The organism is Agrobacterium vitis, from assembly GCF_013426735.1.
In the GTDB taxonomy this organism is placed as follows: domain Bacteria; phylum Pseudomonadota; class Alphaproteobacteria; order Rhizobiales; family Rhizobiaceae; genus Allorhizobium; species Allorhizobium vitis_D.
In genome coordinates this window covers 2772192-2793149 of sequence record NZ_AP023272.1, presented here as the reverse complement: position 1 = coordinate 2793149, position 20958 = coordinate 2772192, and the positions used below count along the sequence as shown (strand labels likewise).

20 protein-coding genes and 3 tRNA genes are annotated in these 20958 nt (G+C 57.0%); 22 read left to right on the top strand and 1 reads right to left on the bottom strand.

Features of this window, described 5'->3' with window-relative positions; genetic code table 11:
• The first annotated feature begins 11 nt into the window (after nt 1-11).
• Nucleotides 12-845, top strand: a complete 834-nt coding sequence (locus tag H1Y61_RS13030) for a p-hydroxycinnamoyl CoA hydratase/lyase (protein ID WP_174110547.1) — start codon at nt 12-14, stop codon at nt 843-845.
• Nucleotides 846-1002: 157 nt separating this feature from the next.
• Here the strand turns inward: H1Y61_RS13030 and H1Y61_RS13025 are convergent.
• Nucleotides 1003-1078, bottom strand: a tRNA-Val gene (locus tag H1Y61_RS13025).
• A 504-nt stretch (nt 1079-1582) separates the two neighbouring features.
• Between H1Y61_RS13025 and H1Y61_RS13020 the strand changes: the two genes are divergently transcribed.
• From H1Y61_RS13020 to mce, 21 genes are all read left to right on the top strand, one after another.
• Nucleotides 1583-1659: transfer RNA gene (locus tag H1Y61_RS13020), tRNA-Asp, on the top strand.
• Between the two features lie 62 nt (nt 1660-1721).
• Nucleotides 1722-1798: transfer RNA gene (locus tag H1Y61_RS13015), tRNA-Asp, on the top strand.
• Between the two features lie 225 nt (nt 1799-2023).
• On the top strand, nt 2024-2389 hold the full coding sequence (locus H1Y61_RS13010) for an NADH-quinone oxidoreductase subunit A (RefSeq protein WP_041697832.1): 366 nt from the start codon (nt 2024-2026) through the stop codon (nt 2387-2389).
• Nucleotides 2380-2967, top strand: coding sequence for a NuoB/complex I 20 kDa subunit family protein (locus H1Y61_RS13005; protein WP_015915649.1), 588 nt, complete (start codon nt 2380-2382; stop codon nt 2965-2967). The genes H1Y61_RS13010 and H1Y61_RS13005 overlap by 10 nt, the downstream gene beginning before the upstream one ends.
• Nucleotides 2968-2984: 17 nt before the next feature.
• Entirely contained in the window at nt 2985-3587 is a 603-nt protein-coding gene (locus H1Y61_RS13000) for an NADH-quinone oxidoreductase subunit C (protein ID WP_180572833.1), read from the top strand.
• 19 nt (nt 3588-3606) lie between these two features.
• Nucleotides 3607-4797, top strand: a complete 1191-nt coding sequence (locus tag H1Y61_RS12995) for an NADH-quinone oxidoreductase subunit D (RefSeq protein WP_180572832.1) — start codon at nt 3607-3609, stop codon at nt 4795-4797.
• Nucleotides 4797-5036, top strand: a complete 240-nt coding sequence (locus H1Y61_RS12990; RefSeq protein ID WP_180572831.1) for a hypothetical protein — start codon at nt 4797-4799, stop codon at nt 5034-5036. Before H1Y61_RS12995 ends, H1Y61_RS12990 begins: the two co-directional genes overlap by 1 nt.
• Before the next feature lie 18 nt (nt 5037-5054).
• Nucleotides 5055-5855 carry an NADH-quinone oxidoreductase subunit NuoE gene (gene nuoE / locus H1Y61_RS12985; protein ID WP_180572830.1) on the top strand — a complete coding sequence of 267 codons (801 nt, stop codon included), beginning with the start codon at nt 5055-5057 and terminating at the stop codon, nt 5853-5855.
• 3 nt (nt 5856-5858) lie between these two features.
• A complete protein-coding gene (nuoF, locus tag H1Y61_RS12980) occupies nt 5859-7163 on the top strand; it encodes an NADH-quinone oxidoreductase subunit NuoF (protein WP_015915653.1) in 1305 nt (434 codons plus the stop codon).
• Between the two features lie 44 nt (nt 7164-7207).
• On the top strand, nt 7208-7945 hold the full coding sequence (locus tag H1Y61_RS12975) for a 5' DNA nuclease (protein WP_180572829.1): 738 nt from the start codon (nt 7208-7210) through the stop codon (nt 7943-7945).
• Between the two features lie 282 nt (nt 7946-8227).
• Nucleotides 8228-10309 carry an NADH-quinone oxidoreductase subunit NuoG gene (gene nuoG / locus H1Y61_RS12970; RefSeq protein WP_180572828.1) on the top strand — a complete coding sequence of 694 codons (2082 nt, stop codon included), beginning with the start codon at nt 8228-8230 and terminating at the stop codon, nt 10307-10309.
• Between the two features lie 12 nt (nt 10310-10321).
• Nucleotides 10322-11365 (top strand): NADH-quinone oxidoreductase subunit NuoH, encoded by a 1044-nt coding sequence (gene nuoH / locus H1Y61_RS12965; RefSeq protein ID WP_015915656.1) that lies wholly within the window; start codon nt 10322-10324, stop codon nt 11363-11365.
• Between the two features lie 40 nt (nt 11366-11405).
• A complete protein-coding gene (nuoI, locus tag H1Y61_RS12960) occupies nt 11406-11897 on the top strand; it encodes an NADH-quinone oxidoreductase subunit NuoI (RefSeq protein WP_015915657.1) in 492 nt (163 codons plus the stop codon).
• A 154-nt stretch (nt 11898-12051) separates the two neighbouring features.
• Nucleotides 12052-12666 (top strand): NADH-quinone oxidoreductase subunit J, encoded by a 615-nt coding sequence (locus tag H1Y61_RS12955; RefSeq protein WP_015915658.1) that lies wholly within the window; start codon nt 12052-12054, stop codon nt 12664-12666.
• Nucleotides 12667-12698: 32 nt separating this feature from the next.
• Nucleotides 12699-13007 (top strand): NADH-quinone oxidoreductase subunit NuoK, encoded by a 309-nt coding sequence (gene nuoK, locus H1Y61_RS12950; protein ID WP_015915659.1) that lies wholly within the window; start codon nt 12699-12701, stop codon nt 13005-13007.
• 7 nt (nt 13008-13014) lie between these two features.
• Entirely contained in the window at nt 13015-15006 is a 1992-nt protein-coding gene (gene nuoL / locus H1Y61_RS12945; protein ID WP_087727774.1) for an NADH-quinone oxidoreductase subunit L, read from the top strand.
• A complete protein-coding gene (locus H1Y61_RS12940) occupies nt 15006-16517 on the top strand; it encodes an NADH-quinone oxidoreductase subunit M (protein ID WP_180572827.1) in 1512 nt (503 codons plus the stop codon). The genes nuoL and H1Y61_RS12940 overlap by 1 nt, the downstream gene beginning before the upstream one ends.
• Before the next feature lie 17 nt (nt 16518-16534).
• Complete coding sequence (gene nuoN / locus H1Y61_RS12935; protein WP_180572826.1) at nt 16535-17974, top strand: NADH-quinone oxidoreductase subunit NuoN; 1440 nt, start codon at nt 16535-16537, stop codon at nt 17972-17974.
• Nucleotides 17971-18759, top strand: coding sequence for a biotin--[acetyl-CoA-carboxylase] ligase (locus H1Y61_RS12930; protein WP_180572825.1), 789 nt, complete (start codon nt 17971-17973; stop codon nt 18757-18759). The genes nuoN and H1Y61_RS12930 overlap by 4 nt, the downstream gene beginning before the upstream one ends.
• On the top strand, nt 18756-20423 hold the full coding sequence (locus tag H1Y61_RS12925) for a ribonuclease J (RefSeq protein ID WP_180572824.1): 1668 nt from the start codon (nt 18756-18758) through the stop codon (nt 20421-20423). The genes H1Y61_RS12930 and H1Y61_RS12925 overlap by 4 nt, the downstream gene beginning before the upstream one ends.
• A 121-nt stretch (nt 20424-20544) precedes the next feature.
• On the top strand, nt 20545-20949 hold the full coding sequence (mce, locus tag H1Y61_RS12920) for a methylmalonyl-CoA epimerase (protein WP_015915665.1): 405 nt from the start codon (nt 20545-20547) through the stop codon (nt 20947-20949).
• Nucleotides 20950-20958 lie beyond the last annotated feature (9 nt).

Below are 20958 nucleotides of genomic sequence, written 5' to 3'. Positions count from 1 at the left end.
GGAGACATACCATGACAGTTGCAGAAAAATCCGACGCAGACACCGTGTTGGTCAACATTGAAGACCGAATCGCCTTCGTGACCTTCAATCGGCCTGAAAAACGCAATGCGATGAACCCGGCTCTAAATATCCGCATGGCGGAAGTCCTTGAGGAACTGGAAGCCGACGACCGTTGCGGTGTGCTTGTCCTGCGTGGTGCAGGAACCTCATGGTCTGCCGGCATGGATCTTCAGCAATATTTCCGTGACAATGACGACAAGCCCCGCCATGCGACATTGAAAAGCCGCCGCCAATCGGGCGGGTGGTGGCAGCGCCTGACCTATTTCGAAAAGCCGACCATCGCTATGGTCAATGGCTGGTGCTTCGGCGGAGCCTTCAATCCTCTGGTGGCCTGCGATCTGGCGATTGCCGCCAATGAGGCTACTTTCGGACTCTCGGAAATCAACTGGGGCATTCTGCCGGGTGGCAATGTGACCAGGGCTGTTGCCGAGGTGATGAATCACCGTGATTCGCTGTATTACATCATGACCGGCGAGCCCTTTGGTGGCGAAAAGGCCCGGGATATGGGCCTGGTCAACGAATCGGTGCCGCTGGAAGAGCTGGAAACCCGTGTTCGCAAACTCTGCGCCAGCCTGCTCGAGAAAAATCCTGTGACAATGAAAGCCGCCAAGGACACGTTCAAGCGCGTGCGCAACATGCCCTGGGAACTGGCCGACGACTATATCTATGCCAAGCTGGAGCAAATGCTGCTGTTGGACAAGACCCGCGGCCGTGACGAGGGTCTGAAGCAATTCCTGGATGACAAGACCTATCGCCCTGGCCTTGGCGCTTACAAACGGAAATAAGCTTACGGATGCATCAGTAATTCGTAGCCATGAAAAACCCGCGGGCTAACTGCGGGTTTTTTTGCCAAATAGAGCGAAACTCGTCCAAAAGAAACGAGCAACAGAGTTGGGTATGTCAAAAACACTAGACAAATATTGAATATCATTGAGGAAAAAATGGTGGGCGATGAGAGACTCGAACTCCCGACATCCTCGGTGTAAACGAGGCGCTCTACCAACTGAGCTAATCGCCCTTCGCGTCATCGGGTCGTGCCCGCCGCGTCGGTGGCTGTGATCTATTCGGTCGCTGAAAAAACCGCAAGAGGGTTTTTTGCTTTTTTTTCTTTTTTTGCGACGGCAAGATGACGGTTGGGTAAAAAATCCTGCAATTCCGGGCTTAAGGGGTCTTCTGTTGTCAACAGGCTAGGGGCTTCTGCGGTGACTTGGTGTTTGGCCTCATGTCTGGACTGGCGGCTGAGAAAGAATGTTAAGCCCAGGACAGTCTGCGCGCCGCAGGGCTAAAGCAGGTGATGGATAAGGACAGCGCTGTTTGATCTGCGGTTTCTTCCTGTCTGCTTCGATCAGTGTGCCGCTGCACAATCGCCGGTGTTTTTTATCCATCAACAGCGAAAAATCATTCTGTCACGTTTTTGTTTTCAATGCTGCTTGACACCCACCAAGGAACCACTTAGTTAGCCGCTCATCGAACGGCACATGACGATCGGTAAGCGGGGAAGCAAGCTTCCCACCAGGAAATTGCGGGTGTAGCTCAGTTGGTTAGAGTGCCGGCCTGTCACGCCGGAGGTCGCGGGTTCGAGCCCCGTCACTCGCGCCATCCTGGTACTAAAAAGTGAATGGCTTTCCATTCAGATGCCCTTGACACGGCATCGTCAATGCGCGGGTGTAGCTCAGTCGGTTAGAGTGCCGGCCTGTCACGCCGGAGGTCGCGGGTTCGAGCCCCGTCACTCGCGCCATTTCTTTATCTTTCCAAGCTGTTATTTTGTGTGAATTGCGAAGTGCTCTATACCGGCCTTCGCTCTTGGTGTTAAAGTCTTTGTGTGCATGTGCGAAATGCGGGAAGCGCACTTGCGCACGGGCGCTGGCTGCGCTAACCAACGGCTCGTTGCAACAGTCTTTTTGGCTTGTCGGCATTCTGCCGTGAACGTCGCCCGGCGTTTTGACAAGCAAGGATGGATACGATGACTGAACTCCTCAGTTCCTACCTTCCGATCGTGGTTTTCGTCGGAATTGCGATGGTTATCGGCATTGCCCTTTTGGTGACGCCGTTTGCCGTGGCATTCAAGGCGCCCGACTCGGAAAAGCTTTCGGCTTATGAATGCGGCTTCAACGCCTTTGACGATGCCCGCATCAAGTTCGATATCCGATTCTACCTCGTGTCGATTCTCTTCATCATCTTCGATCTTGAAGTTGCCTTCCTGTTTCCTTGGGCTGTGTCCTTCGGTGCGATCGGCTGGTTCGGCTTCTGGTCGATGATGGTGTTTCTCGGCGTGCTGACCGTCGGATTTATCTATGAATGGAAAAAGGGAGCCCTGGAATGGGAGTGAGCCAAAGCGATCACCAGACCCTGGTTGCGCCGCAGCCGAAGGGTATTCTTGACCCTGCCACTGGCAAGCCGGTTGGCAACGACAGCACTTTTTTCGGCGAGATCAATGATGAACTGGCTGACAAGGGGTTTCTGGTCACCTCAACCCAGGCTCTGATCACCTGGGCGCGTACCGGCTCCTTGATGTGGATGCAGTTTGGTTTGGCCTGCTGCGCCGTCGAAGGCCTGATGCAGGCGTCTGGCCCGCGTTACGACATGGAGCGCTTCGGCGTCGCGCCGCGTGCATCTCCGCGCCAGTCGGACGTGATGATTGTCGCTGGAACCCTGACCAACAAGATGGCGCCCGCCTTGCGCAAGGTCTATGACCAGATGCCGGAGCCGCGCTATGTAATCTCTATGGGCTCCTGCGCCAATGGCGGCGGCTACTACCATTATTCCTACTCCGTGGTTCGGGGCTGTGACCGTGTTGTGCCTGTCGATATCTATGTGCCGGGCTGTCCCCCCACGGCAGAGGCGCTGCTCTATGGCGTTCTGCTGCTTCAAAAGAAAATCCGCCGCACCGGCACGATCGAGCGCTAAGGCGAGGGACCGACAAGATGAGTGAAGCCCTGCAAGTGCTGGCATCCCACATCACCGAAAACAGCGGTGGTCTTGCTTTGTCGAGCGCCGTTGCCTTTGGTGAACTGACGGTCACCACGACCGTCGAAAATATCTATGCGCTGGTGACTTTCCTGCGTGACGACGCCCGTTGCGGCTTCATCAATATTATCGACATATGCGGTGTGGATTATCCCGAGCGCGTCGAGCGTTTCGAGGTTGTCTATCATTTCCTGGCGCCGAAGCAGAACCAGCGCATCCGCGTCAAGCTGTCCACCAGCGAAGATAAGCCGGTTCCATCGATCTGTCCGCTTTTTCCGGGCGCCGATTGGTTTGAGCGCGAGGCCTGGGATCTCTATGGCGTGATGTTTACCGGTCATCCGGATCTGCGTCGTCTGCTGACCGATTACGGTTTTGAAGGCCATCCGCTGCGCAAGGATTTTCCGCTGACAGGCTTTGTTGAAGTCCGCTATGATGACACGGTCAAGCGGGTGGTTTATGAGCCGGTTGAGTTGAAGCAGGAATTCCGTAGTTTCGACTTTCTCTCGCCTTGGGAAGGCACGGATTACGTGCTGCCCGGCGATGAAAAAGCCGCGAAGTAAGGGAACGGAAGGCGAGATCATGACTGAACATTCCGTCCGTAACTTCACGATCAATTTCGGCCCTGAACATCCCTCCGCGCACGGCGTTTTGCGTCTTGTGCTGGAGCTGGACGGCGAAATCGTCGAGCGTGTCGATCCGCATATCGGCCTCTTGCACCGTGGCACTGAAAAGCTGATTGAAGCCAAGACCTACTTGCAGGCATTGCCCTATTTTGATCGGCTGGACTATGTCGCGCCGATGAACCAGGAACATGCCTATTGCTTGGCGGTGGAAAAGCTCCTCGGCCTGGAAATTCCGATCCGCGGCCAGCTGATCCGGGTTCTCTATTCCGAAATTGGCCGTATCCTGTCGCATATCATGAACGTCACCACGCAGGCGATGGACGTCGGTGCGATGACGCCACCGGTCTGGGGCTTCGAAGAGCGCGAAAAACTGATGGTATTTTATGAGCGTGCCTCCGGCGCGCGCATGCATGCTGCTTATTTTCGCCCCGGTGGCATTCACCAGGATATTCCGGTCCAGCTGGTCGAGGATATCGGTGCATGGTGCGATCCTTTCCTGAAAGTTCTCGATGATATCGAAGGTCTGTTGACCGAGAACCGGATTTTCAAGCAGCGCAATGTCGATATCGGCGTCGTCAGCCTGGAAGATGCCTGGAAATGGGGTTTCTCCGGTGTGATGGTACGCGGTTCGGGTGCAGCCTGGGATTTGCGCCGCTCGCAGCCTTACGAATGCTATTCCGATATGGAATTCGATATTCCGGTCGGTAAGAATGGCGACTGCTACGACCGCTATCTGATCCGCATGATGGAAATGCGCGAATCGGTGAAGATCATGAAGCAATGCGTCAATCGCCTGCTCGGCGATGCGCGCGTTGGCCCGGTTTCGTCTGTGGATGGCAAGGTCGTGCCGCCGAAACGGGGTGAGATGAAGCGGTCGATGGAAGCGCTCATCCATCACTTCAAGCTTTACACCGAAGGTTTCCACGTACCGGCTGGCGAAGTTTATGCGGCCGTCGAGGCGCCGAAGGGTGAATTCGGGGTCTATCTGGTGGCGGACGGCACAAACAAGCCGTATCGCTGCAAGATCCGCGCTCCTGGATTCGTGCATTTGCAAGCCATGGACTTCATGTCGCGCGGTCATCAGCTTGCTGACGTAACGGCGGTGCTGGGGTCTCTCGACATCGTGTTTGGTGAGGTGGATCGTTGATGCAGCTTATCCTTTCGGATCGGCAGTGTGGTGCTCGTCTTGCAACGTCGGTTGCAGGTTGGCGCTACCCATTGCAATCCGTTGGGACCGACCGGCACTGTCCCGCCAGGCCGTCTGCTTTGCAGGCGGCAATCGGGCTTTCTGCCGCATTGCTCGTCAGCGTCCGCGAGAAGGACAATCTGAACGCAGGCCACGATGCTGTCATGGCGACGCATCAAGGTCTTCTGTTCAAAAACTGAGATAAGGCGTGAGGAAGTATGTCCGTTCGTCGTTTAGCCGAAGATCAATTCCAGCCAGCATCCTTTGCTTTTAGCGAGGAAAATGCCGTTTGGGCCGAAGCCACCATCCGCAAATATCCGGAGGGTCGTCAGCAATCCGCTGTCATCCCGCTGTTGATGCGGGCGCAGGAGCAGGATGGCTGGGTTACCAAGGCGACGATCGAATTCGTCGCGGACAAGCTCGACATGCCCTATATCCGCGTGCTCGAAGTGGCGACCTTCTATACTCAGTTCCAGTTGAAGCCGGTCGGCACCAAAGCCCATATTCAGGTCTGCGGTACCACGCCCTGTATGCTGCGCGGCTCGGAAGAGCTGATGAAAATCTGTAAGAAAAAGATCCATCCAGAGCCTCTGGAGCGTAATGCGACCGGGACATTGTCCTGGGAAGAAGTCGAGTGTCAGGGTGCCTGCGTCAACGCGCCGATGGTGATCATTTTCAAGGACGCTTATGAGGACCTGACACCTGAGCGTCTCGAAGAAATCATCGACGCCTTCGAAGCTGGCAAGGGTGCAGAGGTCAAGACAGGCCCGCAGATCGAGCGGGTGTTTTCTGCGCCTGAAGGCGGGTTGACCAGCCTGACGGAAGAGATCACCCCGGTCCGTTGGGGCGAGGCGCAATCCGGGCAGGATGAGGCAACGGTTCCTCCATCCAACGCGGCCCGCCCGGTCACCGATACGCCGGTTACCGATCCGAAGCTGAAGACGCCTGCTACCGACAAACCGGCAGCGAGCGAGAATGCGAAAGTCTCCGGCGACACTGCCGACAAGGCCAAGGGGTGAGAGATGTTACAGGATAAGGACCGCATTTTCACCAATATCTACGGCCTCAAGGATAAGTCCCTGAAAGGCGCGATGAGCCGCGGCCACTGGGACGGGACCAAGCAGATCCTGGAAAAGGGGCGCGACTGGATTATCAATGAAATGAAGGCCTCCGGTCTTCGCGGCCGTGGCGGCGCAGGCTTTCCAACGGGTCTTAAGTGGTCCTTCATGCCGAAGGAAAGCGACGGTCGCCCACATTATCTGGTCGTGAATGCCGATGAATCTGAGCCCGGCACCTGCAAGGACCGGGAAATCATGCGTCATGATCCGCATACGCTGCTGGAAGGCTGTGTCATCGCCGGTTTCGCCATGGGTGCCCACGCTGCCTATATTTATGTGCGCGGCGAATACATGCGCGAACGCGAAGCGCTTCAGGCTGCGATCGACGAGTGCTACGAATACGGATTGCTGGGCAAAAACAACAAGCTCGGCTGGGATTATGACATTTACGTTCATCATGGCGCAGGGGCTTATATCTGCGGCGAGGAAACGGCTTTGCTCGAAAGCCTTGAAGGCAAGAAGGGTCAGCCACGCCTGAAGCCGCCGTTCCCGGCCAATATGGGTCTCTATGGCTGCCCGACGACGGTCAACAATGTCGAGTCGATCGCGGTGGCGCCCACCATCCTTCGTCGTGGCGCTGGCTGGTTCTCGTCCTTTGGCCGCCCGAACAATGTTGGCACCAAGCTGTTCATGATCTCCGGTCATGTCAACAAGCCCTGCACGGTTGAAGAGACCATGGGGATCACGTTCCGCGAACTGATCGAGCGGCATGCCGGCGGCATTCGCGGCGGTTGGGACAATCTTCTGGCTGTCATTCCCGGCGGTGCGTCCTGTCCGGTGGTCAAGGCGGAAGATATTATTGACGTCCCCATGGATTTCGATGGGCTGCGTGATGTGAAATCCTCGTTCGGTACCGCAGCGATTATCGTCATGGACAAGTCCACCGATATCATCAAGGCGATTGCCAGGCTGTCGCAGTTCTTCAAGCATGAGAGCTGCGGCCAATGCACGCCTTGCCGTGAAGGGACCGGCTGGATGTGGAGGGTGATGGAGCGCATGGTGAAGGGCAATGCCCAGAAGCGCGAAATCGACATGCTGTTCCAGGTCACCAAGCAGATCGAAGGTCATACGATCTGCGCGCTTGGCGATGCGGCTGCTTGGCCAATCCAGGGTCTGATCCGTAATTTCCGGCCTGAGATCGAGGCCAGGATTGATGACTATACCCGCAAGGCCATGGACCATGGCGCGGTCATGGAAGCGGCTGAGTAACGAAGGCTCCGGTTACAGTGGTGCCGAGTAACAAAGGTGATGCGATGGTTGAGGCTTCGAAACGGACGGGAACGGATGCATCGGCAAAGCCGGCTGACGCTAGCCGCGGCGCTGAGATGGCCGGATCGTCGCTGCATGCTCTGATGGCCAACCCGATGGCTGCCTTTGCGGCTGCCACGGTGCTTGGTTTCGGTTTTGCCACCCAGATGACCGGTGTGATGCTCGGTTCCATGCAAACGATGATGGACAAGCCGGCCCGTCGGACGAAGGATGATGGGCCGGATGATAAGCCTGAGGATGGGGTTGTTCCCCAATCGGGTGCTTCTGAGGTCAGCCTGAAGCCTGAAACGGAGGCGCCGAAGTCAGTTGATGCTCCGGTTTCGGATGCTGTGGCTCTGCCCAAAGTGGCCCCTGCGCGCCGTCCCGTCGCAAAAGCGAAGAGCAAGCCGCAGGCTGCCAAGCCGGTAAAAAGCCCGGTAGTGCGTTCGGCCAAAAAACCGACAGTCGCGCCTCTGACACCTGTAGAGGAGCCCGAAGTGAAGGCGGCGCCTGTTGCCGTCAAGCCCGCCCGGCGGCGCGGCAAGAAGGTTGATCTTAAGGCAATCGGCGGTGTCGGGCCGAAGGTTCAGGAACTGCTCAGTAAACTGGGTGTTCATGGCCTTGATGATATCGCCACCTGGACGCCCGAAGATGCGGCACGGATTGATGCGGAGCTTGGTCTCGACGGTCGCATCCTGCGTGATGACTGGATCGGACAGGCCCGCAAGCTGACCGGTGCTTGATTAGGCGGGTGTGACGGCGTCTGTTTAGGAATTGTGATTGATATAGAATGTGTTACGACGTGTTTTGTGTCTCATGTATGAAGCACTGCACGGAAAAGATGGGCGAAGGCCTATTGGATGAATTGAGGGCGCTCTGCCGCCATGCATCCCACCTTGACTGATGGGATGCAAAGCAGGCGAGCGGTCGAGAACTGAGACATGCGTAGCGGAAAATCCTGTGCGATTTTCCTGGCCGGACTGAAGAAGCGGCGGCTGCGATGGACGTGAGACAGGAAGGCGAATATGGCAAAGCTGAAAGTCGACGGTAAGGAGATCGAGGTTCCCGATCATTTCACGCTGCTTCAGGCGTGCGAGGAAGCGGGTGCAGAAGTTCCACGTTTTTGTTTCCACGAGCGGCTTTCGGTCGCTGGCAATTGCCGTATGTGCCTTGTCGAGGTGAAGGGCGGCCCGCCAAAGCCGGCAGCCTCCTGCGCCATGGGCGTGCGCGATATCCGCGGTGGCCCGAATGGCGAGTTGCCGGAAGTCTATACCAATACGCCAATGGTCAAGAAGGCGCGTGAAGGGGTGATGGAGTTCCTCCTCATCAACCACCCGCTCGATTGTCCAATCTGTGACCAGGGCGGCGAATGCGACTTGCAGGACCAGGCCATGGCCTTCGGTATCGACAGTTCCCGCTATGGCGAGGACAAGCGCGCCGTCGAAGACAAATATATCGGACCGCTGGTCAAGACGGTGATGAACCGTTGCATTCACTGCACGCGCTGCGTCCGCTTCACCACTGAAGTGGCCGGCATTGCTGAACTCGGCCTGATTGGTCGTGGCGAGGATGCCGAAATCACCACCTATCTCGAACAGGCGATGACCTCGGAATTGCAGGGCAATGTCGTTGATCTCTGCCCGGTCGGTGCGCTGACCTCCAAGCCCTTCGCCTTCACGGCCCGTCCATGGGAATTGGGCAAGACCGAATCGGTCGATGTGATGGATGCGCTGGGTTCGGCGATCCGCGTCGATACGCGCGGTCGTGAAGTGATGCGTGTCATGCCGCGCGTCAATGACAGCATCAATGAAGAGTGGATTTCCGACAAGAGCCGCTTCATCTGGGACGGATTGAAGACCCAGCGTCTGGACCGGCCTTATGTGCGGCGCAATGGACGTCTCCAGCCAGCAACCTGGCCGGAAGCCTTTGCCGAGATCAAGACTGCCGTTTCGGCTACCAACGGCTCGAAGATCGGCGCGATTGCTGGTGATCTGGCATCCGTCGAGGAAATGTATGCACTGAAGGAACTGCTGACTTCGCTTGGTTCCACCAGCTACGATTGTCGCCAGGACGGCACGGCGCTCGATCCTGTTCTCGGCCGTTCGTCCTATATCCTCAACTCCACCATCGAGGGTATCGAGGATGCCGACGCGCTGTTGTTGATCGGTTGTAATCCACGCATTGAAGCGGCGGTCATGAATGCGCGTATCCGCAAGCGGTGGCGTCGTGGGGGCTTCCCGATCGGCGTAATCGGCGAAAACGCCGACCTGCGTTATGATTATAGCTATCTGGGTGCGGGTACTGATACGCTGTCCGATCTGGTTGCTGGCAAGAACAGCTTCTTTGACGCATTGAAGGCGGCTGCCAAGCCTTTGATCATCATTGGCCAGGGCGCCTTGACCCATGGTGACGGCGCTGCCGTGATGGCTCAGGTCGCTGCGCTTGCTGTTGCCGTTGGTGCGGTCGGCGAGAGCTGGAATGGCTTCGGTGTTCTGCATACCGCAGCGTCGCGCGTCGGTGGCCTCGATCTCGGTTTCGTGCCGGGGCAGGGGGGCAAGACGGCGGCAGAAATGCCTGGTGCAATGGATGTCCTCTTCCTGCTCGGCGCCGATGAACTGGATCTGTCGGCCAAGACCGCAAAGCTGACTGTCTATATTGGTTCGCATGGCGATAACGGCGCCCAGAATGCCGATGTTATCTTGCCGGCTGCCGCCTATACAGAAAAGTCGGGCACTTGGGTGAATACGGAAGGTCGCGTCCAGCTTGGCAATCGCGCTGGTTTCGCGCCGGGTGAGGCTCGCGAAGACTGGGCTGTGCTGCGCGCGCTTTCGGACGTGCTCGGCAAGAAGCTGCCGTTCGATTCGCTTGGCCAACTGCGCCAGAAGCTCTATCAGGCCTATCCTCATTTTGCCGCGCTTGACGAGATTGCAATAGGCAATCCGGCGGAAATCGACGCCTTGGCGAAAAAAGGCGGGAACATGACCCAATCCGGGTTTGCGTCTCCGATCAAAGACTTCTATTTGACAAACCCGATTGCACGCGCGTCTGCGGTGATGGCCGAGTGCTCGGCATTGGCCCGCAACAATTTCAAGGCTGCGGCAGAGTAAGGGCAAGGGACCATGGACAGTTTCGTTTCTACCTATGTGTGGCCGGCGGCCATCATGATCGGCCAGTCCCTGCTGCTGCTGGTCTGCCTGCTGGTGTTCATTGCCTATATCCTGTTGGCAGACCGCAAGATCTGGGCGGCGGTGCAATTGCGCCGTGGTCCGAATGTGGTGGGTCCCTGGGGGCTTTTCCAGTCCTTCGCCGACCTTTTGAAATTCGTGTTCAAAGAACCGATCATTCCGGCTGGCGCCAATAAAGCCGTTTTCCTGCTGGCTCCGCTGGTGGCCGTGACGCTTGCTCTGGCGACCTGGGCGGTTATTCCGCTCAACCAGGGCTGGGTGATTGCCAATATCAATGTCGGTATTCTCTATGTGTTTGCTATTTCCTCGCTGGAAGTCTACGGCATCATCATGGGAGGCTGGGCGTCCAATTCGAAATACCCGTTCCTTGGTGCTTTGCGTTCTGCGGCTCAGATGGTTTCCTACGAAGTGTCGATCGGCTTCGTTATCGTCACGGTTCTGCTGTGTGCTGGATCTCTGAACCTCACCGACATCGTCAATTCCCAGAACCATGGTCTCGGCACGATGATGGGAATGCCGGCCTCGCTGCTGGACTGGCACTGGTTGTCGCTGTTTCCGATGTTTGTGATCTTCTTCATCTCGGCGCTGGCGGAAACCAATCGTCCTCCCTTCGACCTGCCTGAGGCTGAATCCGAACTGGTCGCCGGCTTCATGGTCGAATACGGCTCGACCCCTTATATGATGTTCATGCTGGGTGAGTATGCGGCCATCGTGCTGATGTGCGCGTTGACGACCATCCTGTTCTTGGGTGGCTGGCTGCCGCCGTTGGACATTGCCGTACTCAACTGGGTGCCGGGTATTATCTGGTTCATCCTCAAGGCGACGCTGGTGTTCTTCATGTTCGGCATCACCAAGGCGATCGTTCCGCGCTACCGTTATGACCAGTTGATGCGCCTGGGTTGGAAAGTGTTCCTGCCGCTGTCGCTGGCCATGGTGGTTATTGTTGCATTCGTGCTGAAGCTTGGGGGCTGGGCATGAGCCTTCACCCCGCAGATTTCGGCAGAATTGGAGTTTGAAGATGGCAAGTGTTTCCCAGGCTGTCCGCTCGCTGTTTCTGAAAGAGTTCGTCAACGCATTTTTCCTGTCGATGCGTTACTTTTTCAAGCAGAAGGCGACTGTGAACTATCCGTTTGAGAAAGGCCCTGTCAGCCCGCGCTTTCGCGGCGAGCATGCGTTGCGCCGCTATCCCAATGGCGAGGAACGTTGCATTGCCTGCAAATTATGCGAGGCGATCTGTCCGGCCCAGGCGATCACCATCGAAGCCGGCCCGCGCCGCAACGATGGCACGCGCCGCACGGTTCGTTACGATATTGACATGGTAAAATGCATCTACTGCGGCTTCTGCCAGGAAGCCTGCCCGGTCGATGCGATCGTCGAAGGTCCGAATTTCGAATTCTCGACGGAGTCACGCGAAGAACTCTATTTCGACAAAGCCAAGCTTTTGGCCAATGGAGATCGGTGGGAGCGGGAGATCGCGCGCAATCTTGCGCAGGATGCCCCTTACCGCTGAGATCGTCTTTTGAGGAAACCGGCGGCGGTTGGGCAAGATCTGCCTGTCCCGGTTTGAAATTGAAACGAAATGTATGGCTGGTCCCGCCCGGGCCACTGGCATTTCATGGGACACGGCCGCGCCGCGCTCCTGAGGAAGATGAAAAGGCACCATCATGGGTCTTCAGGCAATCTTTTTCTACCTTTTCGCCTTTGTCGCGGTTGCGTCGGCGTTCATGGTTATTTCGTCACGCAATCCGGTTCATTCGGTTTTGTTCCTCATCCTTACCTTCGTCAACGCGGCTGGTCTGTTCATGCTGACGGGCGCCGAGTTCCTGGCGATGATCCTGCTGGTGGTCTATGTCGGCGCGGTTGCAGTGCTCTTCCTGTTCGTGGTGATGATGCTGGACATCGACTTCACGGAGTTGAGGGCAGGGGCCTCGAAATATGGTCCCTTGGCGGCCTTGATCGGTGCCATCGTTGCGGCTGAACTGATCTTCGTCATCGGCGGCTCGGCGATTTCCCCTGCTGCCAAGCAGGCGATCACCATGCCGATCCCGGCACTGGCGGACCGTCAGAACACGGCGGCACTCGGTGATGTGCTCTATACCAATTATGTCTTCTTCTTCCAAATTGCCGGCCTTGTGCTGCTGGTGGCCATGATCGGCGCTATCGTGCTGACGCTGCGTCACCGCCAGCATATCAAGCGGCAGAATATTGCACACCAGGTTGCACGTGGACCGGCGACCGCCATCAAGGTGGTCAAGGTCAAGCCCGGCCAGGGCATCTGAGCTGAAGGCAAGGGATCTCAAGGAAACGAACAATGGAAATCGGACTTTCCCATTATCTCACCGTCAGCGCGATCCTGTTCATGCTGGGCGTCTTCGGTATCTTCCTCAACCGAAAGAACATCATCGTTATTCTGATGTCGGTGGAACTCATTCTTCTGGCGGTAAACGTCAACATGGTGGCCTTCTCGTCATTCCTCAATGATATCGTCGGCCAGGTTTTCGCGCTGTTCATCCTGACCGTCGCAGCTGCGGAAGCTGCGATCGGCCTTGCTATCCTCGTTGTCTTCTACCGCAACCGCGGATCGATCGCCGTTGAAGACGTCAACATGATGAAGGGCTGATACGGCTATGCTATTGTATAAGACAATCGTCTTTCTTCCGCTGCTTGGCGCGCTGATCGCCGGCCTGTTCGGTCGCCAGATCGGCGCCAAGGCGTCGGAATTCATCACCACCGGCTTCATGGTGCTGACTGCGGCCTTGTCCTGGTACGTGTTCATTTCGGTGGGTTTCGGTCATTCGGAATTGATCAAGGTCCCCGTGCTGCGCTGGATTCAGGTCGGCGGCATCGACGTGGAATGGGCGCTCAGGATCGACACGCTGACGGCAGTCATGCTGGTCGTGGTTAACAGCGTCTCGACGCTGGTGCATCTCTATTCCATCGGCTACATGCATCATGATCCGCATCGCCCGCGCTTCTTCAGCTATCTGTCGCTGTTTACCTTCGCAATGTTGATGCTGGTCACGTCAGACAATCTCCTGCAGATGTTCTTCGGCTGGGAAGGCGTCGGTCTGGCGTCCTATCTGCTGATCGGCTTCTGGTTCAAGAAACCGTCGGCAACGGCTGCGGCCATGAAGGCCTTCATCGTCAACCGCGTCGGCGACTTCGGCTTTATTCTCGGCATAGCCACGCTGTTCGTGCTGTTCGGGTCGATCAATTTCGAGACGATCTTCGCTTCGGCCCAGACATATCTGCCAGCCGAAGGCGCACCTGCCGGTGACGCTGTCATCAATCTGTTCGGTATGCATCTCGACAAAGGCCATGCGGTCACCGCGGCCTGCCTGCTGCTGTTCATGGGCGCCATGGGCAAGTCGGCGCAGTTCCTGCTGCATACCTGGCTGCCGGACGCGATGGAGGGGCCGACACCGGTTTCGGCTCTGATCCACGCGGCAACCATGGTCACCGCCGGTGTCTTCCTCGTTGCTCGCATGTCGCCGGTCTTTGAACTGTCGCCAGACGCCCTGACGGTCGTCACCATTGTCGGTGCGATCACAGCATTCTTCGCGGCTACTGTTGGTCTCGTGCAGAACGACATCAAGCGGGTAATTGCCTATTCGACCTGCTCGCAGCTCGGCTACATGTTCGTGGCACTCGGCGTCGGCGCCTATGGCGCGGCCATTTTCCACCTGTTCACGCACGCTTTCTTCAAGGCCCTGTTGTTCCTTGGTGCCGGTTCGGTCATTCATGCTGTGGATGGCGAACAGGACATGCGTCACATGGGGGGCTTACGCAAGCATATCCCCGTGACCTTCTGGGCGATGACCATCGGCAATCTGGCACTGACGGGTGTTGGTATTCCCGGAACGATGATCGGTACCGCAGGCTTCTTCTCCAAGGATGCGATTATCGAATCCTCCTTTGCTGCTGGCACAGGCGTTTCAACCTTTGCCTTCGTGCTTCTGGTCATTGCCGCCCTGTTCACCAGCTTTTATTCCTGGCGTCTGGCGTTCATGACCTTCTTCGGCAAACCGCGCGCCTCGCATGAGGTGATGCATCATGTGCATGAATCGCCTCAGGTCATGCTGGTGCCGCTTTACCTGTTGACGGCGGGTGCCTTGTTTGCTGGTTTCATCTTCCATGACTATTTCTTCGGCGAAGCCTATGCCGAGTTCTGGAAGGGCGCGCTGTTTACCGGTGCGCATAATGAAGTGCTCCAAGAGGTCCATCACGTTCCGACCTGGGTGAAGCTCAGCCCGTTTGTTGCTATGCTCGTCGGCTTGGTCACCGCCTGGTACATGTATATCAAGTCGCCGGAAACGCCGAAGAAGCTGGCACAAAGCCAGTGGCTTCTCTACCAATTCCTGCTCAACAAGTGGTATTTCGACGAGCTTTATGACTTCCTTTTCGTACGGTCCGCCAAGGCGCTTGGCCGGTTCCTGTGGAAGAAGGGCGATGTTGCCACGATCGATGCCTATGGCCCGAATGGCGTTGCTGCCGGGGTCGCAGGTCTGACGCAGCGGGTTGTCCGGCTGCAATCCGGCTATCTCTACCACTATGCGTTCGCAATGCTGCTCGGAATTGCAGCGCTTATTACTTGGATGATGCTCGGGAGTTCGATCTGATGACCGATTGGCCAATTCTTTCAACGGTCACCTTTCTGCCGCTGGTCGGGGTTGCCCTGCTGCTGCTGATGAATGGCGACACCCCATCCGGACGCCGGAACGTTCTCAATATTTCGCTGTTGACGACGGTTGCGACCTTTATTGTCTCTCTCTTCATCTGGATCGGCTTCGATAACGCCAATCCAGGCTTCCAGATGGTGGAAAATCATCCCTGGCTTGGTACAGGCATCGCTTATCACCTCGGCGTCGATGGCATTTCCATGCTGTTCGTGGTGTTGACGGCCTTCCTCATGCCGTTCTGCGTGCTCGCCAGCTGGACGTCGGTCCAGAAGCGGATCAAGGAATACATGATCGCCTTCCTCATCCTTGAAGTGATGATGATCGGCGTATTCGTGTCGCTCGATATCGTACTGTTCTACGTGTTCTTCGAAGCTGGCCTGATCCCGATGTTCATTATCATCGGTGTCTGGGGTGGCAAGGATCGCGTCTACGCCTCCTACAAGTTCTTCCTCTATACGCTGCTCGGCTCGGTGCTGATGATGCTGGCGATTATGGCAATGTACTGGGATGCCGGCACGACCGACATCGCAGCGCTTCTGGCTCATAAATTCTCGCCGCATTTGCAGACGGTGTTGTGGCTGGCGTTCTTCGCCTCGTTTGCGGTAAAGATGCCGATGTGGCCTGTTCACACATGGCTTCCCGATGCCCACGTCCAGGCGCCGACCGCTGGTTCGGTCATTCTGGCGGGGATCATGCTGAAGCTCGGTGGTTATGGGTTCATTCGCTTTTCGCTGGCAATGTTCCCGCTTGCCTCCGACTATTTTGCACCGGCGGTCTTTGCGCTTTCCGTTATCGCCATCATCTACACCTCGCTTGTGGCGCTGATGCAGGAGGATATGAAAAAGCTGATTGCCTATTCCTCCATTGCCCATATGGGCTATGTGACGATGGGTATCTTTGCTGCCAATACCCAAGGTCTTCAGGGTGCGGTTTTCCAGATGATCAGCCACGGTTTCGTGTCAGGCGCGTTGTTTCTCTGCGTCGGCGTGATCTATGATCGCATGCATACCCGCGAAATCGTCGCCTATGGCGGTCTCGCCAACAACATGCCGAAATACGCGCTGGCCTTCATGATCTTCACCATGGCCAATGTTGGCCTGCCTGGTACTTCGGGCTTTATCGGCGAATTCCTGACGCTGATCGGTGCGTTCCGGGCCAATAGCTGGGTAGCATTGTTTGCTGCCACCGGCGTGATCCTGTCGGCTGCCTATGCGCTCTGGCTCTATCGCCGGGTCGTTTTCGGAGCACTGGACAAGGAGAGCCTGAAAGCGCTTCTCGATCTGTCGTTCCGCGAAAAAGTCACGCTTTATCCGTTGATCGCGCTCACCATCCTGTTCGGTGTCTATCCGGCCCCGATCTTCGACGTGACGACGGCCTCGGTGGATGCGCTTTTGAATAACTACACCGCTGCTCTGCAGGCTGCGCAAAATGTTGCGCTCCTGGTGAACTGACGACAGGATCATTGGACATGAATGCTGAAACTCTCCTTGCAAGCCTGCATCTCGTCACGCCGGAGCTTCTGCTTGCGGTTGGCGCGCTGGTATTGCTGATGATCGGCGTGTTCACCAACAAGACCTCGTTGGTGACGGGCCTGGCGGTGGCGCTTCTGGCCGTCGCCTGCGCGTGGATCCTGTTGATGCCCGCCGACGGTGTCGCCTTCGGCGGTGCCTATATCTCCGACGGTTATGCCCGTTTCATGAAGGTCCTGGCCCTGATCGGTTCCATCACCACTATGGTGATGGCGGTCGGTCAGGCGCGAGCCAACGATCTCGACAAGTTCGAGTTTCCGGTCTTGCTGGTGCTGGCGACGCTGGGCATTCTGTTGATGATCTCGGCCAATAGCCTGATCTCTCTTTATATGTCGCTGGAACTCCAGTCTCTGGCGCTCTACGTCATCGCTGCCATGAACCGCGACAGCGCACGGTCTTCGGAAGCAGGCCTGAAATATTTCGTGCTCGGCGCTCTGTCGTCGGGCATGTTGCTCTACGGCATGTCTCTGGTCTATGGCTTTACCGGCAATGTCGAGTTCGACAAGATCGCCGCTGTCCTGGCCGCTGGTCACACCAATCTTGGACTTATTTTTGGTCTGGTCTTCGTGCTGGCCGGTCTTGCTTTCAAGATCTCCGCTGTGCCATTTCATATGTGGACACCAGATGTTTACGAAGGCGCGCCGACCCCTGTCACAGCCTTTCTTGCCGCAGCCCCAAAGGTTGGCGCCATGGCGATCCTGGTGCGCATTGTCATCGATGCCTTCCAGCCGATCACCGCTGAATGGCAGCAGATCGTCGTGTTTATTGCGATCGCCTCCATGGTTCTGGGTTCGGTTGCCGCCATCGGCCAGCGCAATATTAAGCGCCTGATGGCCTATTCCTCCATTGGTCATATGGGTTACGCTCTGGTCGGCCTGGCCGCTGGCTCCAAGCAGGGCATCGAGGGCGTTCTGCTCTATATGCTGATCTACCTGATCATGAACCTCGGTACCTTTGCCTGCATCATGGCGATGCGGACCAAGGAGGGTGAAGCTCTTGAAACAGTGGATGATCTGGCCGGCCTGTCGCAGACCCGTCCGTTCATGGCCTTTGTTCTGACGGCACTGATGTTCTCGCTGGCCGGTATTCCGCCGCTCGCTGGCTTCTTCGGGAAGTATTTCGTCTTCCTGGCTGCTATCGAGGCACATCTTTATGCCCTGGCGATCATCGGTGTTCTGGCCTCGGTTATCGGCGCCTACTACTACCTGCGCCTCGTCAAGGTCATGTGGTTCGATGATGCCAAGATTGAGTTTGCCGCGACGTCTGGCACGTTGCGGGTGGTCTTTGGCCTGTCCGGTCTGTTCGTCATTGCCTATGTGTTGATCGGCGGACCGATTGGCAGTGCGGCATCGGCAGCGGCAGCGACCCTGTTCCGTTGAGCGACTATTCCACCCATCGTCGGAAGGCGCTCGACGCCTTCCGACATATTGCGCTGGACGAGGTGGATTCCACCAACCAGCAATGCTTGATCAGAGCCCGTGACGGTGATCCGGGAGATCTCTGGATCACGGCCAACCGTCAGACAGGCGGTCGGGGGCGTCGTGGAAGGCCTTGGGCCTCGGAGCCCGGCAATCTCTACAGCTCTCTTTTATTGATCGATCCGGCGCCTTTGGCCGATTTGGCTTCGCTTCCCCTAGCCGTGGCCGTGGCTGTGCATGATGCGATTGGCGTCGTGTTGCCGTCGGGCGCACCGCCTTTGGAAATCAAATGGCCGAATGATGTGCTGATTGGTCGTGCCAAGACCTCCGGCATTCTGCTGGAAGCGGAGCGGACGCCGGAGGGTCGCAATGCCCTGGTTATCGGCATCGGCATCAATCTTCGTTTCAAACCCACTGAAACGCTATATCCCACCGCTTCGCTCGCCGAGCATGGCGCGACCGTTACGCCTGACGAGCTTTTCACGCATCTTTTCGCCGCCATGGCCGATGCACTGGCGCTCTGGGATCGGGGTCGCGGCGTCAAGGCCGTGATGCGGCGCTGGCGGCAAGTGGCTTGTGGGATCGGCGAGAAAATCACCGTCAATCTCCCGGATCGGTCGATTTCCGGTGTGTTTTCAGGAATCGATGATAAAGGGATATTATTGCTCGACCGGGGCTCGCTAGGCATCACGCCAGTTGCGGCGGGAGATGTGTTTTTCGAGCCGAATGGGCCAAGGAAAGAATGACAAAGACAGACGAACTGGTATTTCTGCCGCTGGGCGGCGTAGGTGAAATCGGCATGAACCTGGCGCTTTACGGCTTTGGCCCGCCGAAGAACCGGGAATGGATCATGGTGGATTGCGGTGTGACTTTCCCTGGTCCCGATCTGCCCGGCGTGGATCTGGTGCTACCGGACATCCGCTTCGTTCTCTCGCAGAAAAACAGACTGAAGGCGATCTTCATCACTCACGCGCATGAAGATCATTACGGCGGGCTGAACGATATTTGGCCGGGTCTGAATGTGCCTGTTTATGCCTCAGGTTTTACCGCTGGCATGCTGGAAGCCAAGCGCAATTATGAGGGAACCCGGGCTGAAATTCCGGTAACGCCCTTCAAGCCAGGCGACAAGGTCCATGTCGGCCCCTTCGTTGTTGAGGCTTCGGATGTCAACCATTCGATTCCCGAACCGATGTCGCTGATTATTCGCACACCGCTTGGCAATGTCATCCATACCGGAGACTGGAAGATTGACCATGCGCCGTCGCTTGGCCCGCTGACCGATGAGGCGCGGTTCCGCGCTCTTGGCGACGAGGGCGTTCTGGCGGTGATGTGCGATAGCACCAACGCGATGCGGGAGGGCGTTTCGCCCTCCGAGCAGGAAGTCTCGGAAGGACTGCGCAAGATCATTAAGACGGCGGAAGGGCGCGTGGCAATTACCACGTTTTCCTCCAATGTCGGACGTATCCGCTCGATCGCCAAAGCGGCCGAGGCTGCGGGGCGGGAAGTCCTGCTGTTGGGCAGTTCGCTGAAACGGGTCGTCGGTGTGGCGCGCGATGTCGGGCTGATGGAAGGCGTGCAGCCCTTTATCGCCGAGGACGAATATGGGTACATTCCCCGCGATAAGGTCGTGGTGATCCTGACAGGTAGCCAAGGTGAGTCGCGCGCGGCGCTTGCCAAGCTGTCGCGCGATGAAATGCGCAACGTGGCGCTGACCAAAGGCGACACAGTTGTTTTTTCGTCTCGCGCTATTCCCGGCAATGAAAAGCCGATCAACGATATCAAGAATGGTCTGATCGAGCAGGGCGTAACCATCGTTACCGATAGCGACGCGCTGGTGCATGTCTCCGGTCATCCACGTCGCAACGAGCTTTTGCAGATGTACCAATGGACGCGCCCGCAAATTCTTGTCCCTGTTCATGGCGAGGCGGCCCATCTCACGGCGCAGCAGAAACTTGCTCTGGAGGCGGGGATTGGGCAGGTGCCGAAAGTGCGAAATGGCGACATCCTGCGGCTGGCGCCTGGTCCTGCCGAAGTCATCGGTGAAGCGCCGTATGGCCGGGTCTTCAAGGACGGCAAACTGCTGGGCGATTTCGAGCAGATGGGCATTGGTGAGCGGCGTAAGCTGTCTTTTGCAGGCCATGTCTCTGTCAGTGTCCTTCTGGACGAACGCTTTGAGTTCCGCGACGATCCGGAAGTGGTTGCCCATGGCCTACCAGCGGAAGATCTGGAAGGCGATGACATGGAGGATATTCTCTATGACGCCGTGCTGAGCGCCGTCGAGAGCATTCCGCGCACCCGGCGCAAGGATCTTGGCGCCTTGCGTGAAAGTATCCGTCGTGCTGTGCGCTCTACGGCCAATGAGTGCTGGGGTAAGAAGCCGGTCGTTACGGTTTTTGTGACCAAGGTCTGATTGCCGGGGTCGCTGGCAAGGGATATTTCTTAATCTGGAATACGTCAGCTATAAGCAATGCATAGAGCGCCAGTCATCTTGTGATGATGGCGCTCTATGTGCGCAGACATGGGAGAAGCGTATGCTGGGTCGGGTCAATCATATCGCCATCGCCGTGCCAGATCTTAGCTCTGCGGTTGAGACTTATGCTGACACGCTTGGCGCGACGGTTTCCGAAGCTCAAGCCTTGCCGGAGCATGGTGTGACGGTGGTTTTTGTCGAACTCCCAAACACCAAGGTCGAACTGCTGGCGCCGCTGGGCGATCATTCCCCGATCAAAGCCTTTCTCGAGAAATCGCCCAATGGTGGCATGCACCATATTTGCTATGAGGTGGATGACATTTACGCTGCGCGGGACCGCCTGATCTCCAAAGGTGCCCGCGTTTTGGGAGATGGTGAGCCGAAAATCGGCGCGCATGGCAAGCCGGTGGTTTTTCTGCATCCCAAGGATTTTAATGGGACATTGATCGAACTCGAGCAACTTTAGCTCATGCTG

Bases quoted from the DNA above. Each gene is read 5' to 3' on its own strand.
- H1Y61_RS13030 (WP_174110547.1), top strand. From the start codon at position 12: ATGACAGTTGCAGAAAAATCCGACGCAGACACCGTGTTGGTCAACATT.
- H1Y61_RS13010 (WP_041697832.1), top strand. From the start codon at position 2,024: ATGACTGAACTCCTCAGTTCCTACCTTCCGATCGTGGTTTTCGTCGGA.
- H1Y61_RS13005 (WP_015915649.1), top strand. From the start codon at position 2,380: ATGGGAGTGAGCCAAAGCGATCACCAGACCCTGGTTGCGCCGCAGCCG.
- H1Y61_RS13000 (WP_180572833.1), top strand. From the start codon at position 2,985: ATGAGTGAAGCCCTGCAAGTGCTGGCATCCCACATCACCGAAAACAGC.
- H1Y61_RS12995 (WP_180572832.1), top strand. From the start codon at position 3,607: ATGACTGAACATTCCGTCCGTAACTTCACGATCAATTTCGGCCCTGAA.
- H1Y61_RS12990 (WP_180572831.1), top strand. From the start codon at position 4,797: ATGCAGCTTATCCTTTCGGATCGGCAGTGTGGTGCTCGTCTTGCAACG.
- nuoE (WP_180572830.1), top strand. From the start codon at position 5,055: ATGTCCGTTCGTCGTTTAGCCGAAGATCAATTCCAGCCAGCATCCTTT.
- nuoF (WP_015915653.1), top strand. From the start codon at position 5,859: ATGTTACAGGATAAGGACCGCATTTTCACCAATATCTACGGCCTCAAG.
- H1Y61_RS12975 (WP_180572829.1), top strand. From the start codon at position 7,208: ATGGTTGAGGCTTCGAAACGGACGGGAACGGATGCATCGGCAAAGCCG.
- nuoG (WP_180572828.1), top strand. From the start codon at position 8,228: ATGGCAAAGCTGAAAGTCGACGGTAAGGAGATCGAGGTTCCCGATCAT.
- nuoH (WP_015915656.1), top strand. From the start codon at position 10,322: ATGGACAGTTTCGTTTCTACCTATGTGTGGCCGGCGGCCATCATGATC.
- nuoI (WP_015915657.1), top strand. From the start codon at position 11,406: ATGGCAAGTGTTTCCCAGGCTGTCCGCTCGCTGTTTCTGAAAGAGTTC.
- H1Y61_RS12955 (WP_015915658.1), top strand. From the start codon at position 12,052: ATGGGTCTTCAGGCAATCTTTTTCTACCTTTTCGCCTTTGTCGCGGTT.
- nuoK (WP_015915659.1), top strand. From the start codon at position 12,699: ATGGAAATCGGACTTTCCCATTATCTCACCGTCAGCGCGATCCTGTTC.
- nuoL (WP_087727774.1), top strand. From the start codon at position 13,015: ATGCTATTGTATAAGACAATCGTCTTTCTTCCGCTGCTTGGCGCGCTG.
- H1Y61_RS12940 (WP_180572827.1), top strand. From the start codon at position 15,006: ATGACCGATTGGCCAATTCTTTCAACGGTCACCTTTCTGCCGCTGGTC.
- nuoN (WP_180572826.1), top strand. From the start codon at position 16,535: ATGAATGCTGAAACTCTCCTTGCAAGCCTGCATCTCGTCACGCCGGAG.
- H1Y61_RS12925 (WP_180572824.1), top strand. From the start codon at position 18,756: ATGACAAAGACAGACGAACTGGTATTTCTGCCGCTGGGCGGCGTAGGT.
- mce (WP_015915665.1), top strand. From the start codon at position 20,545: ATGCTGGGTCGGGTCAATCATATCGCCATCGCCGTGCCAGATCTTAGC.